Here is a 14,262-nt window from a genome sequence, read left to right as displayed (position 1 = left end):
CAGGGGCCTGGGCGTTGAATCGCTCAGGCCCTTGTCATTTGAGCCCGAGGAAAAGTCATGAGCGATCCGCTGGACAAAGCCACTTCCAAAGCCCCCGCCACTCTTGGTGAAGGTTGCCTCAGCCGCTACGATCCGGATGACATGAGCCCGGACGACGGCACCGAATTCCCCGGTGCCGCCGAGCTTTGGGAGCAGCTCCAGCAAGAGCAGGACGAACCTAAGAAGCCTGCCTGACGTTCATCAACTTCTTCAGCAACGGCTTGCCCAGCATCAACACGAACACCGGGCCGCCAACCAGCAGATAGAAGTAATACGTCACCACGCGCCAGATCAGGATCGCCGCCGCTGCGGTGGATTTGCCCACCATCGGCGCGAGCAGCGCAGCCGAGGTCAGCTCTGCCGCCCCTGCGCCGCCAGGTAACAGGCTGAACTGGCCGGCGCCAAGCGAGAGCATCTGCACCAGAAAGCTCCACGCCCACTGCAAATCCGCGCCGAGCCCGCGCAGGGCCAGATACAGCACGCTGTAGCGCAGCAGCCAGTGCACGCAGGTCAGAGCAAAAACCTTAACCAGCGTTTGCCAAGGCAGTTTCAAGGTATCGGTAAATGCCGCGAGAAAGTGCAGCAACTTGCGCGCCCAGCGACGGCGAGTACTTGTCGTGATGTTCATCCCCGCCAACAGCCGCCCGCTCAGGCGAATCAACGCTCGGTGATAACGGGCGATCAACACGCAACTGAACAACCCCCCAAACAGCGAAACGGCGCTGACGGTCAGCAGCCACTCGAGGCGATCGCTGAGGTGCTGGAATAGCGCATAGATCAGAATCCCGCTGAGGGCGCAGAGAAAGAACAGCAGATCGCTGAGCTGATCCATGGCAAACACTGCGCTGCCTCGCGCCGGACGCACGCCGCAACGGGCGAGCAGAGCCATGATCGTCAGCGGCCCGCCGCTGCCGCCGGGCGTGGCGCAGTACGCAAACTCGGCCGCCATCACCACGCCGAGGCTTTTCAAGGGCGCGACTTTTTCTCGCTGGTCGCCGAGCAACAAACGCAAGCGCAGCGTATTGATGCCCCAGCAGAGCAGAATCATGCCGAACATGATCAACAGCCAGTGCAGCGGAAAACTGCGCAGGCGCGACCAGGTCTCGCCGCCGCCGAGCAGTACCGGAATCAGCACCGCCGCGAGCAGGCCGATCAGCAACAACAGGCTGCGCTTCATGCTGCGCGTTCCAGCTGACCGCGCTGTCGGGCCAGCCAGTCGATCTTGGTCAGCGGCACGCGCCCCTCCTCTAGCAGGCGTTGCAGCGTGTGCAACCAGTAATCGCGAGAAAAGCGGTGACGCATGTCCACCGGATGCAGCCCCAGACGAATCACCGATGCCTCGCGCCAGCGCTGTTCACGCTGGTCGCTGAGGATTTTCGACACGCCGCGCCGCCAGGCACTGCGCGCACTCCACACCAGCCCCGGTGCATCGATGGCGCTGAAATCGGGCAAGCGATAAAGATGCTGCGGATCGCTGGTGTAGCTGAGCGGCAATTCACGCAAGGCCTGGCGCGTGCCGTCGCTCATCAGCCAGGCCGGGGCGACGAAACCCTGCACCGGCCAGTCGCAGCGCTGAAACATGTCCAGACCTGCGTGCAGGCGGGCAAGGGCTGCTTCGCGGGACAGGCGGTAAAACTCGCCTTCATGGGTGTAGACCCGGCGCATGAACCAGTCGCGCGGGGTGTTTGGCATGGGTTCCTGATCGTCGTGGTAGTAGCCGTGCAGCGCCAGTTCATCGCCTCGGGCGACCCTGGCATCGAGCACTCGGCGAAACGTCGGGTTGGCGTCAAGCGCATCGTGGCGATGGAAATCCGGCACCACCAGCCACGTCATCGGCACATCACCCAAGGCATCGACGGCCTCGACGAAGGGCTGGTAATCCGCCCAGGTCGAGGGCGCGACATCATGCAATACCAGGCAAACAGCTTTCATTTCTTCAACCATTGGCCACCCGTGGCAGCGTATGGCCGAGCACCGCGTGATAGTGGCTGAGCAGACTGTCGACCACGGTGTCCCAGGCGTAATGCCGTTCGACGTGCTGGCGCGCCTGTTGACCGAGGCGGGCGCAGCCGCGACTGAACAGCTCGCGCACGGCATTGGCCATGGCCTGCGGATTATTCGGTGCACAGAGCAGGCCGCAGGAATCGTTGACGATCTCTTCAAACGCCCCGGCCGCCACCGCCACCACGGGAATGCCGCAGGCCATGGCCTCAAGGATGACCAGGCCGAAGGTTTCCTGGTCGCCGGCATGCAGCAGCGCATCGGCGCTGGCCATCAGCCGCGCGACTTTCGGCGCCGGGCAGAATTCGTCGATAACGCTGACGTTGTCCGGCACCGCCGCAGGCATCGACGAGCCGACCAACAACAAGTGATAACGCGGACCGAGGCGTTGCATGCACTTGAGCAGCATCGGCAGGTTTTTCTCCTTGGAACCGCGCCCGGCAAAGATCAGCAGGCGGGTGTCTTCGGCAATGCCCAGCTCGGCCCGCAGGCCGGGGTCGCGGGCGTCGGGATGGAAGGTGTGCAGATCCACGCCCAGCGGTTGCACATGGACATTGCGCACGCCAAGCCCGATGAGCTTGTCGGCCATAACCTGGCTCGGCGCGAGAACGCGGTCGAAATTGCCGTAGAGACGCGTGACATAAGCTTCGACATTCGGCGTGACCCAATGGCCCATGCGATTGCCCGCCAGCAGCGGCAGATCCGAGTGATAAAAGCCGATCACCGGAACGTCCAGCTGCCGCCGCGCATCCAGCGCCGCCCATGCGGTGAGGTAAGGATCGCCGACTTCGATCAGATCCGGCTGCAAATCCTGCAGGACGTTTCGCCATGGCGCCAGCCGCAGCGGGAAGCGATAGCCTTTGCCAAAGGGCAGGGCGGGCGCCGGAACCGTGTAAATGCCGTCATGTTCACCCAGTCGCGCGCCGGGGATCAGCAGGCTGTGGCGAATGGCGTTGCGCTCGCCAAGGCGACGGTGTTTGGCATCCAGATAAGTCCGCACGCCTCCGCTGGCCGGGGCGTAGAACATGGTGATGTCGGCGATATGCACGGTGAGCAACCCTCCGCTGTGTCGTTCTCCCTTGATTGACCTTTATCCAGAATAGATGTTCGGTCGGGATTGCGCGGTGGGGTGTCACTCGGGTTTTGTTGAAAGGTAGATATTCGCGAGCAGGCTCGCTCCCACAATGGAATGCATTTTCCCTGTGGGAGCGAGCCTGCTCGCGAAGCGGCCAGTCGTCGCAGCTTAAATCCTGAAGCTGCCAACCAACTGCTTGAGACGCGAAGCCTGCTGCTCCAGATCCGAGCACGCGCGCAAGGTCGCTTGCAGGTTCTCCACGCCTTCCTGGTTCAGCGTGTTGATCTCGGTGATATCGACGTTGATCGACTCGACCACAGCGGTTTGTTCCTCGGTCGCGGTCGCCACCGACTGGTTCATCCCGTCGATCTCGCCAATGCGCAGGGTGACGCTGTTCAGGCGTTCGCCGGCGAGGTTGGCGATCTCGACGCTGTCTTGGCTGTGGCGCTGGCTGTCGCTCATGGTGCTAACCGATTCTCGAGCGCCGACTTGCAGCTCCTCGATCATGGTCTGCACCTGTTGGGCCGATTCCTGAGTGCGGTGCGCGAGGTTGCGCACTTCGTCGGCCACCACGGCAAAACCACGACCGGCCTCACCAGCGCGCGCCGCTTCGATCGCCGCGTTCAGCGCCAACAGGTTGGTCTGCTGGGAAATGCTGGTGATCACTTCGAGAATCTGGCCGATGTTGACGGTCTTGCTGTTCAGCGACTCGATGTTGGTGCTGGACGCGCTGAGCATGCTCGACAGCTGGTTCATCGCTTTGATGCTGCGCTCCACCACTTGCTGGCCATCTTCGGCCAGACCCCGGGCGTCGCTGGCCTGATTCGATGCTTGCGCGGCGTTGCGGGCGATTTCCTGGGCGGCGGCGCCGAGCTGATTGATCGCGGCAGCAACGCTGCTGGTGCGCGAGGCTTGCTGGTCGGAGTTGTACATCGACGAATTCGACGCAGCGACCACGCGCAGCGCGACTTCGTTGACCTGGCCGGTGGCCGAGGACACTTCGCGGATCGAACCGTGAATACGCTCGACGAAGCGGTTGAATGCGGTGCCGAGGATGCCGAATTCATCGTTATTGACGATGTTCAGCCGTTTGGTCAGGTCGCCTTCGCCGTCGGCGATGTCTTCCATGGCGCGGGTCATCACGTGCAGCGGCTGGATCAGCAGGCGGATGAGCATGCCGAGCAGGGCAATGATGATTACCACGGCAATGATGGTTGCGATTACCGCTGAGGTGCGGAATTCGCTGAGCATCGCGTAGGCCTGGTCTTTATCGATCGACAGACCGATGTACCAGTTCACCGACGGCAGGCCTTTGATCGGAGCGAAGGTGACGATGCGGGTTTTGCCATCAACTGTCACTTCGCTGAAATCGCTGCTGATGCGCGGCGTGTCTTGTGGGTAGGCTTCTTTGAGCGACTTCATCACCAGGGCCTTGTCCGGGTGGACGAGGATCTTGCCGTCGGCGCTGATCAGAAACGCATAGCCCATGCCGTCGAAATCCCGCGCGGCGAGGGTGTCGATCAGCGATTGCAGGCTGAGGTCGCCGCCGACCACGCCTACGCTCTGCCCGGCCTTTTTCGAAGCGGTGGCGATGGAGATGATCAACTGGCCGGTGGCCGCATCGATGTAGGGTTCGGTCAGGGTCGAGGTGCTGCTGCTTTCGGCACCTTTATACCAAGGGCGCACACGCGGATCGAAACCGTCCGGCATCTTCACGTCCGGGCGGATGGTGAAATGCCCGGTGGCATCGCCCAGGTAGGTGGCCATGAACGTCGAGGTCAGGCTTTTCTGTTCCAGCAGGCTGGCGACCGTGGCAGGTTCCGGGTTGATGGCGATGTTCTGCGCGGCGTTCTCGATCAGCAGAATGCGCCCGCTGAGCCAGGTCTGGATGTTGCCGGCGGTGACCTCGCCCATTTCATTGAGGTAGTTGTTCAGATCATCGCGGATCGCATTGCGCTGCAGCCAGTCGTTGTACAACGTGAACGAGGCAAAAGCGGCAATGACGATGAGAGCGGCGGCAAGCAAAATCTTATGGCTGAAGCGCAGGTTTTTGTTCATGGCTTGGGGTTCCGCTAAGGTCTTAATGTCCTGGGCGTGCTTTGATAGAGACGCGCACTATGGGCAAGGTTGAAAAACTGATATTTCCGGCTCTCCTTAGGGAAATGTCCGACCCGATTTTCTGATGGGTCTATCCAATTTATGTATCGGCCATGTGTCATCAAAGATTAACCATTGGGTGAGAAAATGCCTGACTCTTCGCAACTCGTTATCGGCGCTGATCCGGCCGCGCAACCCATCGCTCAGGCCATGCGCCTGGCCAACCGCCACGGCCTGATCGCCGGCGCCACCGGCACCGGTAAAACCGTGACATTGCAGCGTCTGGCCGAAGCGTTCAGCGACGCCGGTGTCGCGGTGTTCGCCGCCGACATCAAGGGCGACCTCTGCGGGCTCGGCGCCGCTGGCAACCCGCAGGGCAAAGTGGCCGAGCGCATCGCCGGCATGCCCTGGCTCGGTCACACGCCGCAGGCTTATCCCGTCACGCTGTGGGACATCCACGGTGAATCCGGACATCCGCTGCGCACCACGTTGAGCGAAATGGGTCCGCTACTGATCGGCAGCCTGCTCGAGCTGACCGACAGTCAGCAGTCGGCGCTGTACGCGGCCTTCAAGGTGGCGGATCGCGAAGGGCTGTTGCTGCTGGATCTCAAGGATCTGAAAGCGCTGCTCAATCACCTCAAGGACAATCCACAGTTGCTCGGCGAAGATGCCGCGCTGATGACCACCGGCTCCAGCCAGGCGCTGCTGCGCCGCTTGGCGACGCTGGAACAGCAGGGCGCCGAAGCCCTGTTCGGCGAGCCGGCGCTGCAACTCGAAGACATTCTGCAACCGGGCGCCGATGGCCGTGGACGTATCCATCTGCTCGATGCCAGTCGGCTGGTGCACGAGGCGCCGAAGGTTTACGCAACGTTCCTGCTGTGGCTGCTGGCCGAGTTGTTCGAGCAACTGCCCGAGCGCGGCGACGCCGACAAGCCGCTGCTGGCGCTGTTTTTCGACGAGGCGCACTTGCTGTTCGGCGACACGCCCAAGGCTTTGCAGGAACGCCTGGAGCAAGTGGTGCGTTTGATTCGTTCCAAGGGTGTTGGCGTGTATTTCGTCACCCAGTCGCCGGCGGATCTGCCGGATGACGTGCTGGCGCAGTTGGGCTTGCGCATTCAACACGGCCTGCGTGCGTTCACCGCCAAAGAGCAGAAATCCCTGCGTGCGGTTGCGGATGGCTTTCGGCCGAATCCGGCGTTCGACAGTCTGTCGGTGCTGACTGAGTTAGGTATTGGTGAGGCGCTGGTCGGCACGCTGACCGAGAAGGGCACGCCGGAAATGGTCCAGCGCGTGCTGGTGGCACCGCCGCAATCGCGGATCGGCCCGCTGACTGAAACCGAGCGCACCGTGCTTATCGCCGGCTCGCCGTTCAAGGGCCGTTATGACAAGCCGATCGACCGCGAGTCGGCCTATGAAATCCTGATGGGACGCAAAGGGCTGGCGCCCGAGGCTGAAACACCAGCGGGCAAAGCGGCGGCCGAAGAGCCGAGCCTGGCTGACCGTGCGGGAGAATTCCTCGGCACGGCGGCAGGGCAGGCGTTGAAGTCGGCAATGCGCCAGGCGGCCAATAATCTCGGCAAGCAGTTGGTGCGGGGGTTGATGGGCTCTTTATTGGGTGGCAGCAAGCGCCGCTGATCTCAGGCGAATCGAAGATCAAAACTGTGGGAGCGAGCCTGCTCGCGAAAGCGCTGTGTCATTCAACATCAATGTCGTCTGACACGGCCTCTTCGCGAGCAGGCTCGCTCCCACACGGAATGGTGTGCGCGGTCAGGTCTTGCTTTTGGCATGCGCCGCCAGCCGCTCCAGCGCCGCGCGCAATCCCGGATCGCTGATCCCGTCGGCCGTCGACTGAATCGTCTCTGCCGCACTGCTCGACAGATCCATGGTGTGCCCAACCGCCCGATGCTGCACGATCGGTGGGCGCACGCTGAATTTGATCCGCGTCAGGTTGGCGAACTCTTCGAACAGTTGCAGTTGCCGTTGCAGGCGTTTCTGCTGATAGCGCAGGCGCGTCGCCCAGTGACCGTCAGTGACCACCAGCGACAGCTCGCCTTCGCGCCACTTGGCTACCCGGCAATGCTCGCGGGCGGCAGGCTGCAGCTGGCTTTCGAGCAGGCGCTGCAAATGCTCCAGGCGCTGGGCATGGCCGAGGATGGCTTTGAGCGGTTTGGCTTCGCGTAACAGAACGGCGGGTGCTCTGGCCGTGAGAGGGCGAAACGCCATGATCGAACACCTGAAAGTCACAGAGGCGCCATGGTAGCAGAAAGCTGCGGAACCTCTGGCCCATTGCTTTTGTCCCTGATTTGCTCATTAAATCAACGCCTGACTTCTTTCCCTCGACGGGTTGAAGTTGAGCAAAACGCCCTTATTTTAAGTGAGCCCCGTCAAAGCGCAGTGCCAGCATCGTGGAACATCGCCACTTTCCTCACCACCGTTTCCGGGTAGAATGCTCGTTCGCATGCGGCCATGAGGGCTGCACGGGCGACTCACGGGGCCGCCCTCCATCCCTTTAGTGTGGAAGATCCTGCCGATATGTTTGCGCCTTTGTTAAAGAAACTTTTTGGAAGCAAGAACGAGCGTGAAGTCAAACGCATGCTCAAGACGGTGCAGCTCGTCAATGCCTTCGAAGAGCAAATGGTGGCCCTTTCGGACGATCAATTGCGCGCCAAGACCGCCGAGTTCAAGGCCCGTATCGCCAAAGGGGAGACCCTCGACAAGCTGTTGCCGGAAGCCTTCGCCGTCGCCCGCGAGGCCGGCAAGCGTGTGATGGGCATGCGCCACTTCGACGTGCAACTCGTCGGCGGCATGACTCTGCACGAAGGCAAGATTGCCGAAATGCGCACCGGTGAGGGCAAGACCCTCGTGGCCACCCTGGGTGTTTACCTCAACGCACTGTCCGGCAAGGGCGTGCACGTGGTGACCGTGAACGACTACCTGGCCCGCCGTGACGCCAACTGGATGCGCCCGCTGTATGAATTCCTCGGCCTGACCGTCGGCGTCGTGACGCCGTTCCAGCCGCCGGAAGAAAAGCGTGCCGCCTACGCCGCCGACATCACCTACGGCACCAACAACGAATTCGGTTTCGACTACCTGCGCGACAACATGGCGTTCAGCATGGATGAAAAATTCCAGCGCGAACTCAACTTTGCCGTGATCGACGAAGTCGACTCCATCCTCATCGACGAAGCGCGTACCCCGCTGATCATTTCCGGTCAGGCCGAGGACAGCTCCAAGCTGTACATGGAGATCAACAAGCTGATCCCGCAGCTGGAACTGCACGTCGAGGAAGTCGAAGGCCAGGTCACCAAGGCCGGCCACTACACCGTTGACGAAAAGACCCGTCAGGTCGAACTCAACGAAGCCGGTCACCAGTTCATCGAAGAAATGCTCACCCGCGTCGGCCTGCTGGCCGAAGGCGAGAGCCTGTACTCGGCGCACAACCTTGGCCTGCTGACCCACGTCTATGCCGGTCTGCGTGCGCACAAACTGTTCAACCGCAATATCGAATACATCGTCCAGGACGGTCAGGTCGTACTGGTCGACGAACACACCGGTCGTACTATGCCGGGTCGTCGTCTGTCCGAAGGCCTGCACCAGGCTATCGAAGCCAAGGAAGGTCTGAACATCCAGGCCGAGAGCCAGACCCTGGCCTCGACGACTTTCCAGAACTACTTCCGTCTGTACACCAAGCTGTCCGGCATGACCGGTACCGCCGACACCGAAGCGTTCGAATTCCACCAGATCTATGGTCTGGAAGTCATGGTCATTCCGCCGAACAAACCGTTGGCGCGTAAAGACTACAACGACCTGGTGTTCCTCACCGCCGAAGAGAAATACGCTGCGATCGTCGCGGACATCAAGGAAAGCATGGCCGCCGGTCGTCCGGTGCTGGTGGGTACCGCGACCATCGAGACGTCCGAGCACATGTCCGAATTGCTCGTCAAAGAAGGCATCGAACACAAGGTTCTGAACGCCAAGTTCCACGAAAAAGAAGCTGAAATCATCGCTCAGGCCGGTCGTCCGGGTGCGCTGACCATCGCCACCAACATGGCCGGTCGTGGTACCGACATCCTGTTGGGCGGTAACTGGGAAGTGGAAGTCGCTTCGCTGGAGAACCCGACTCCTGAGCAGATCGCGCAGATCAAGGCCGACTGGCAGAAGCGTCACCAGCAAGTATTGGAATCCGGCGGCTTGCAGGTGATCGCTTCCGAGCGTCACGAATCGCGCCGTATCGACAACCAGCTGCGTGGCCGTGCCGGTCGCCAGGGCGATGCCGGTTCGAGCCGCTTCTACCTGTCGCTGGAAGACAGCTTGATGCGCATCTTCGCCTCCGACCGGGTGAAGAACTTCATGAAAGCCCTGGGCATGCAGCCGGGCGAAGCGATCGAGCACCGTATGGTGACCAACGCGATCGAGAAGGCGCAACGCAAGGTTGAAGGCCGCAACTTCGACATCCGTAAGCAACTGCTCGAGTTCGACGACGTCAACAACGAACAGCGTAAAGTGATCTATCACATGCGTAACACGTTGCTGGCCGCTGACAACATCGGTGAAACCATCGCCGATTTCCGTCAGGACGTGCTCAACGCTACCGTCAGCGCCCACATTCCGCCGCAATCGCTGCCAGAGCAGTGGGACGTGGCCGGTCTGGAAGCGTCGATCGAAAGCGATTTCGGCGTGAAACTGCCGATCCAGCAATGGCTCGACGAAGACGATCACCTGTACGAAGAAACCCTGCGCGAGAAGCTCATGACCGAGCTGATGGCGGCTTACAACGAGAAAGAAGATCAGGCCGGTGCCGAGGCGCTGCGCTCGTTCGAGAAGCAGATCGTCCTGCGCGTACTCGACGACCTGTGGAAAGATCACCTGTCGACCATGGATCACCTGCGTCACGGCATTCACCTGCGTGGCTATGCGCAGAAGAACCCGAAGCAGGAATACAAGCGCGAATCCTTCACGCTGTTCTCCGAGCTGCTCGATTCGATCAAGCGCGACTCGATCCGCGTGCTCTCGCACGTTCAGGTTCGTCGCGAAGATCCGGAAGCCGAAGAGCAACGCCTGCGTCAGGAAGCCGAAGCACTGGCGGCGCGCATGCAGTTCGAACACGCCGAAGCGCCTGGGCTGGATCAGCCGGAAGCGTTGGGTGAAGAGGTCGATGTGGCACTGGCCACCGCCGCTGCCCCGGTTCGCAACGAGCAGAAGCTGGGCCGCAACGAACTGTGCTACTGCGGTTCGGGCAAGAAATACAAGCATTGCCACGGGCAGATCCAGTAAAACCCGTTTCAATCGCTGAACACCCGCGCCGCGACCGGCTCCTGCCGTCGCGGCGTTTTGCCATTTATCCCACCGTCCGTTCCCGTGACGGTGCTGACATCATTGAGTAAGGAGCGCATTCATGGCTGTTGGTCTTGGTCCTTTGCCAACGTTGCACCCGGTTGCCGGTTTTGAACTCGGTATCGCCTCGGCCGGCATCAAGCGCCCGGGGCGCAAGGATGTGGTAGTGATGCGCTGTGCTGAAGGTTCGACCGTGGCTGGCGTGTTCACCCTGAACGCGTTCTGCGCCGCGCCGGTGATCCTGGCGAAAAAGCGCGTGCACAATGCCGTGCGTTACTTGCTGACCAACACCGGCAATGCCAACGCCGGCACCGGCGAACCGGGCCTGGCCGCCGCCGAGCGCACCACCGCTAAACTGGCTGAGCTGACCGGCGTCGATGCCAGCCAGATTCTGCCGTACTCCACTGGCGTGATCGGCGAGCCGCTGCCGGTCGAGAAGATCGAAGGTGCGCTGCAAGCTGCGCTGGATGATCTGTCGGAGAACAACTGGGAAGCCGCCGCCACCGGCATCATGACCACCGATACCCTGCCCAAGGGCGCCAGCCGCCAGTTCGAGCATGACGGCGTGACCATCACCGTCACCGGCATCAGCAAAGGCGCCGGCATGATTCGCCCGAACATGGCGACCATGCTCGGTTACATCGCCACCGACGCCAAAGTCTCCCGCGAGGTGCTGCACAACCTGATGCTCGACGGCGCCAACAAGTCGTTTAATCGCATCACCATCGACGGCGATACCTCGACCAACGACTGCTGCATGCTGATCGCCACCGGTAAAGCCGCGCTGCCCGAGATCACCCGCGCTGAAGGCGAGCTGTTCGCCAAGCTGAAGCAAGCGGTGTTCGAAGTGTGCATGGACGTCGCCCAGGCCATCGTGCGTGACGGCGAAGGCGCGACCAAATTCGTTACCGTTGAAGTGAATGGCGGCGGCAACCATCAGGAATGCCTGGACGTTGGTTACACCGTGGCCCACTCGCCGTTGATCAAGACCGCGCTGTTCGCCTCTGACCCGAACTGGGGCCGTATCCTCGCTGCCGTGGGTCGTGCCGGCGTGCCGGATCTGGACGTGAGCAAGATCGACGTGTTCCTCGGCGACGTGTGCATCGCCAGCCGTGGCGCCCGCGCCGCGACCTACACTGAAGCCCAGGGCTCGGCAGTGATGCAGCGGGAAGAAATCACCATCCGCATCGAACTGGGCCGTGGCGATTGCAGCGAAACCATCTGGACCACCGACCTGTCGCATGAGTACGTGAAGATCAACGCTGAATACCGTACTTGACCTGATCCGGGACCGAGCCGCTCCATTCGCGAGCAGGCTCGCTCCCACAGGGTATTCTCGCTGCAGTTCGGTTTTCTGTGGGAGCGAGCCTGCTCGCGAAAACGGCGATCCGGACACAACCCATTCAGAAGCATTCCTCTGACGAAAAGGCGCCACACCATGTCCCTGCACCTGATCATCGGCGACAAACTGCTTTCCTCTTGGTCCCTGCGTGCGGCACTGGCGCTGGACCTGACCGGCGCACCCTACAGCGAAGAGCTGATCAAGCTCGGCAAACCCGACACCCGTGAGCGCCTGCTCAAGCATTCGCCGACCGGCAAGGTGCCGCTGCTGCAAACCACCCGTGGCACCATCGCCGATTCGCTGGCCATTGCTGAGTACCTCGCCGAACAGTTTCCGTCCGAGCAACTCTGGCCGAGCGATACCTTCGCCCGCGCCCAGGCACGCTCGGCCTGCGCACAAATGCACAGCGGCTTCTTCGCCATGCGTAACCACATGCCGTTCAACCTGAGCCAGGACGCACCGCTGAATCCTGTGCCGCCAGAAGTGAAGGTCGATATCGAACGCATGCTCGCGCTGTGGGCCGAATGCCGCGCGGCAGCGACGGAAGAGGGGCCGTACCTGTTCGGTCGTGTCAGCCTTGCCGATGCCTTTTTCGCGCCGATCGCCGTGCGCTTGCGCACCTATCAGGTGAAGCTGCCGGCGGTCGACGAAGCCTATGTTGAAACCGTCTACCAATGGCCCGCCTTCAAAGCGTGGCAAAAGGCTGGACTGGAGGAATTGAACCCGTGAAACGCGTCCACGTCGCCGCTGCCGTCATTCGTGACGGCGCCGGCAAAATCCTTATCGCCCGCCGTGCCGACACCCAGCATCAGGGCGGCTTGTGGGAGTTTCCCGGTGGCAAGGTCGAGGCTGACGAATCTGTCCAATCGGCACTGGCTCGCGAGCTGCACGAAGAGCTGGGCATCGTCGTTGATGCTGCCCGGCCGCTGATCAAGGTTCGCCACGATTACCCGGACAAACAGGTCTTGCTGGATGTCTGGGAAGTATCAGCGTTCAGCGGCGAACCCCACGGTGCGGAAGGCCAGCCACTGGCTTGGGTCACTGCCAGGGAATTGATTGACTATGAGTTCCCGGCGGCCAATCAGCCGATCGTCGCGGCGGCGCGCTTGCCTGCCGAATACTTGATCACTCCCGAAGATCTGGAAGGCCCGGCCTTGTTGCGCGGCATTCAGAAGGCGATTGCCGGCGGGATCAAATTGATCCAGCTGCGCGCACCCAACGGCTACGACCCGAAATACCGTGATCTGGCGGTCGACGCGGTGGGCCTGTGCGCAGGCAAGGCGCAGTTGATGATCAAAGGGCCGTTCGAATGGCTCGGCGATTTCCCGTCTGCCGGCTGGCACATCACTGCAGCCCAACTGCGTAAATACGCGGCGGCAGGACGTCCGTTGCCGGCTGAGCGCTGGCTCGCGGCGTCGTGCCATGACGCCGAAGAACTGGCGCTGGCCGAGCAGATGGGCGTCGACTTTGTCACCCTGTCGCCGGTACAGCCTACGCTGACGCACCCGGATGCACAGCCGTTGGGGTGGGAGCAGGCGGGGGCGTTGATTGACGGTTTCAGTAAACCGGTGTTTCTGCTCGGTGGAGTAGGGCCGGCGGAACGCGAGAAGGCTTGGGGTGTTGGGGCTCAGGGTGTGGCGGGGATTCGGGCGTTCTGGCCTGATCCAGTGTAAGAGCTACCGGCGTCTTCGCGAGCAGGCTCGCTCCCACAATGGATTGCATTTCTCCAGTCAGAATGCAGGCAAATGTGGGAGCGAGCCTGCTCGCGATGGCGTCCTGTAAGGCGCTACTTTCCTTCAGGTTTCGCAGCCGGCTGCCACAAAATCTCCGCCACCCCTTGCCGCCGCGCAATCAACCGCGCCACAACAAACAGCAAATCCGACAACCGATTGATATACGCCAGGCCAACCCCGGCCAACGGCTCCAGCGCATTCAAATGCTGACAGCGGCGTTCGGCACTGCGCGCCAAACTGCGGCAGACATGTGCCTGCGCAATCAACATCGAACCACCTGGCAAGATGAAATTCTCCAGCGGCCCCAGCTCTTCATTCCATACATCGATGGCCGCTTCCAGCCGCTCGATTTCAGCCTCGTTCAACGCCTGATATTCCGGCATCGCCAGTTCACCGCCGAGGTCGAACAGGCGATGCTGACACGGCGCCAACACTTCGATGATTTCATTCAGCCCCGGATGCACTTCGCGCTCGGCGAGCAAACCGGCGAGCAGCACGCCGATTTGACTGTTCAGCGTATCGACCTCGCCGATCGCCTCGATGCGCGGGTGATCCTTGGGGACGCGACGGCCGTCACCGAGGCCTGTTTCGCCTTTGTCGCCGGTGCGGGTGTAGATCTTCGACAAGCGAAAGCCCATGGG

General features: G+C 61.6%; 12 protein-coding genes and 1 pseudogene. 6 read left to right on the top strand and 7 right to left on the bottom strand.

Features of this window, described 5'->3' with window-relative positions:
• Positions 1–57 precede the first annotated feature (57 nt).
• Positions 58–234 (top strand): hypothetical protein, encoded by a 177-nt coding sequence (locus KVG87_RS25040; RefSeq protein ID WP_016773478.1) that lies wholly within the window; start codon positions 58–60, stop codon positions 232–234.
• Here KVG87_RS25040 and gpgF read toward each other — a convergent pair.
• The 5 genes and pseudogenes from gpgF to KVG87_RS26370 form a co-directional block, all read right to left on the bottom strand.
• Positions 218–1,216, bottom strand: a complete 999-nt coding sequence (gene gpgF / locus KVG87_RS25035; protein WP_217853065.1) for a glucosaminyl phosphatidylglycerol flippase — start codon at positions 1,214–1,216, stop codon at positions 218–220. The two genes, KVG87_RS25040 and gpgF, sit on opposite strands and share 17 nt — an antisense overlap.
• Complete coding sequence (gene gpgD / locus KVG87_RS25030; protein WP_217853063.1) at positions 1,213–1,983, bottom strand: N-acetylglucosaminyl phosphatidylglycerol deacetylase; 771 nt, start codon at positions 1,981–1,983, stop codon at positions 1,213–1,215. Before gpgD ends, gpgF begins: the two co-directional genes overlap by 4 nt.
• A complete protein-coding gene (gene gpgS / locus KVG87_RS25025) occupies positions 1,976–3,088 on the bottom strand; it encodes an N-acetylglucosaminyl phosphatidylglycerol synthase (protein ID WP_496198651.1) in 1,113 nt (370 codons plus the stop codon). Before gpgS ends, gpgD begins: the two co-directional genes overlap by 8 nt.
• Positions 3,089–3,283: 195 nt before the next feature.
• On the bottom strand, positions 3,284–4,048 hold the full coding sequence (locus tag KVG87_RS26375) for a methyl-accepting chemotaxis protein (protein WP_425375757.1): 765 nt from the start codon (positions 4,046–4,048) through the stop codon (positions 3,284–3,286).
• 93 nt (positions 4,049–4,141) lie between these two features.
• Positions 4,142–5,173 (bottom strand): annotated as a pseudogene (locus KVG87_RS26370) (HAMP domain-containing protein); the annotation flags it as partial.
• Positions 5,174–5,359: 186 nt separating this feature from the next.
• Between KVG87_RS26370 and KVG87_RS25015 the strand changes: the two are divergent.
• Entirely contained in the window at positions 5,360–6,847 is a 1,488-nt protein-coding gene (locus KVG87_RS25015) for a helicase HerA-like domain-containing protein (protein ID WP_041480025.1), read from the top strand.
• A 132-nt stretch (positions 6,848–6,979) separates the two neighbouring features.
• Here the strand turns inward: KVG87_RS25015 and KVG87_RS25010 are convergent, their stop codons facing one another.
• Positions 6,980–7,435 carry a DUF721 domain-containing protein gene (locus KVG87_RS25010; protein WP_041479804.1) on the bottom strand — a complete coding sequence of 152 codons (456 nt, stop codon included), beginning with the start codon at positions 7,433–7,435 and terminating at the stop codon, positions 6,980–6,982.
• Positions 7,436–7,744: 309 nt separating this feature from the next.
• Here KVG87_RS25010 and secA point away from each other — a divergent pair, with 309 nt between their 5' ends.
• From secA to KVG87_RS24990, 4 genes are all read left to right on the top strand, one after another.
• On the top strand, positions 7,745–10,486 hold the full coding sequence (gene secA, locus KVG87_RS25005) for a preprotein translocase subunit SecA (protein WP_038861039.1): 2,742 nt from the start codon (positions 7,745–7,747) through the stop codon (positions 10,484–10,486).
• A gap of 121 nt (positions 10,487–10,607) precedes the next feature.
• The gene (argJ, locus tag KVG87_RS25000; RefSeq protein ID WP_217853061.1) at positions 10,608–11,825 is read left to right on the top strand and encodes a bifunctional glutamate N-acetyltransferase/amino-acid acetyltransferase ArgJ; all 1,218 of its coding nucleotides are present in this window, start codon (positions 10,608–10,610) and stop codon (positions 11,823–11,825) included.
• 159 nt (positions 11,826–11,984) lie between these two features.
• The gene (locus tag KVG87_RS24995) at positions 11,985–12,617 is read left to right on the top strand and encodes a glutathione S-transferase family protein (protein ID WP_016773486.1); all 633 of its coding nucleotides are present in this window, start codon (positions 11,985–11,987) and stop codon (positions 12,615–12,617) included.
• Positions 12,614–13,561, top strand: a complete 948-nt coding sequence (locus KVG87_RS24990) for a Nudix family hydrolase (protein WP_217853059.1) — start codon at positions 12,614–12,616, stop codon at positions 13,559–13,561. The genes KVG87_RS24995 and KVG87_RS24990 overlap by 4 nt, the downstream gene beginning before the upstream one ends.
• Positions 13,562–13,674: 113 nt before the next feature.
• Here KVG87_RS24990 and KVG87_RS24985 read toward each other — a convergent pair whose 3' ends face one another.
• Complete coding sequence (locus KVG87_RS24985) at positions 13,675–14,259, bottom strand: cob(I)yrinic acid a,c-diamide adenosyltransferase (protein ID WP_217853056.1); 585 nt, start codon at positions 14,257–14,259, stop codon at positions 13,675–13,677.
• Positions 14,260–14,262: the final 3 nt, after the last annotated feature.

It is taken from the genome of Pseudomonas siliginis (genome assembly GCF_019145195.1).
GTDB classification, from domain to species: Bacteria; Pseudomonadota; Gammaproteobacteria; order Pseudomonadales; family Pseudomonadaceae; genus Aquipseudomonas; species Aquipseudomonas siliginis.
The sequence above is the reverse complement of the archived record's forward strand: the minus strand, read 5'-3'. Positions and strand labels throughout refer to the sequence as shown.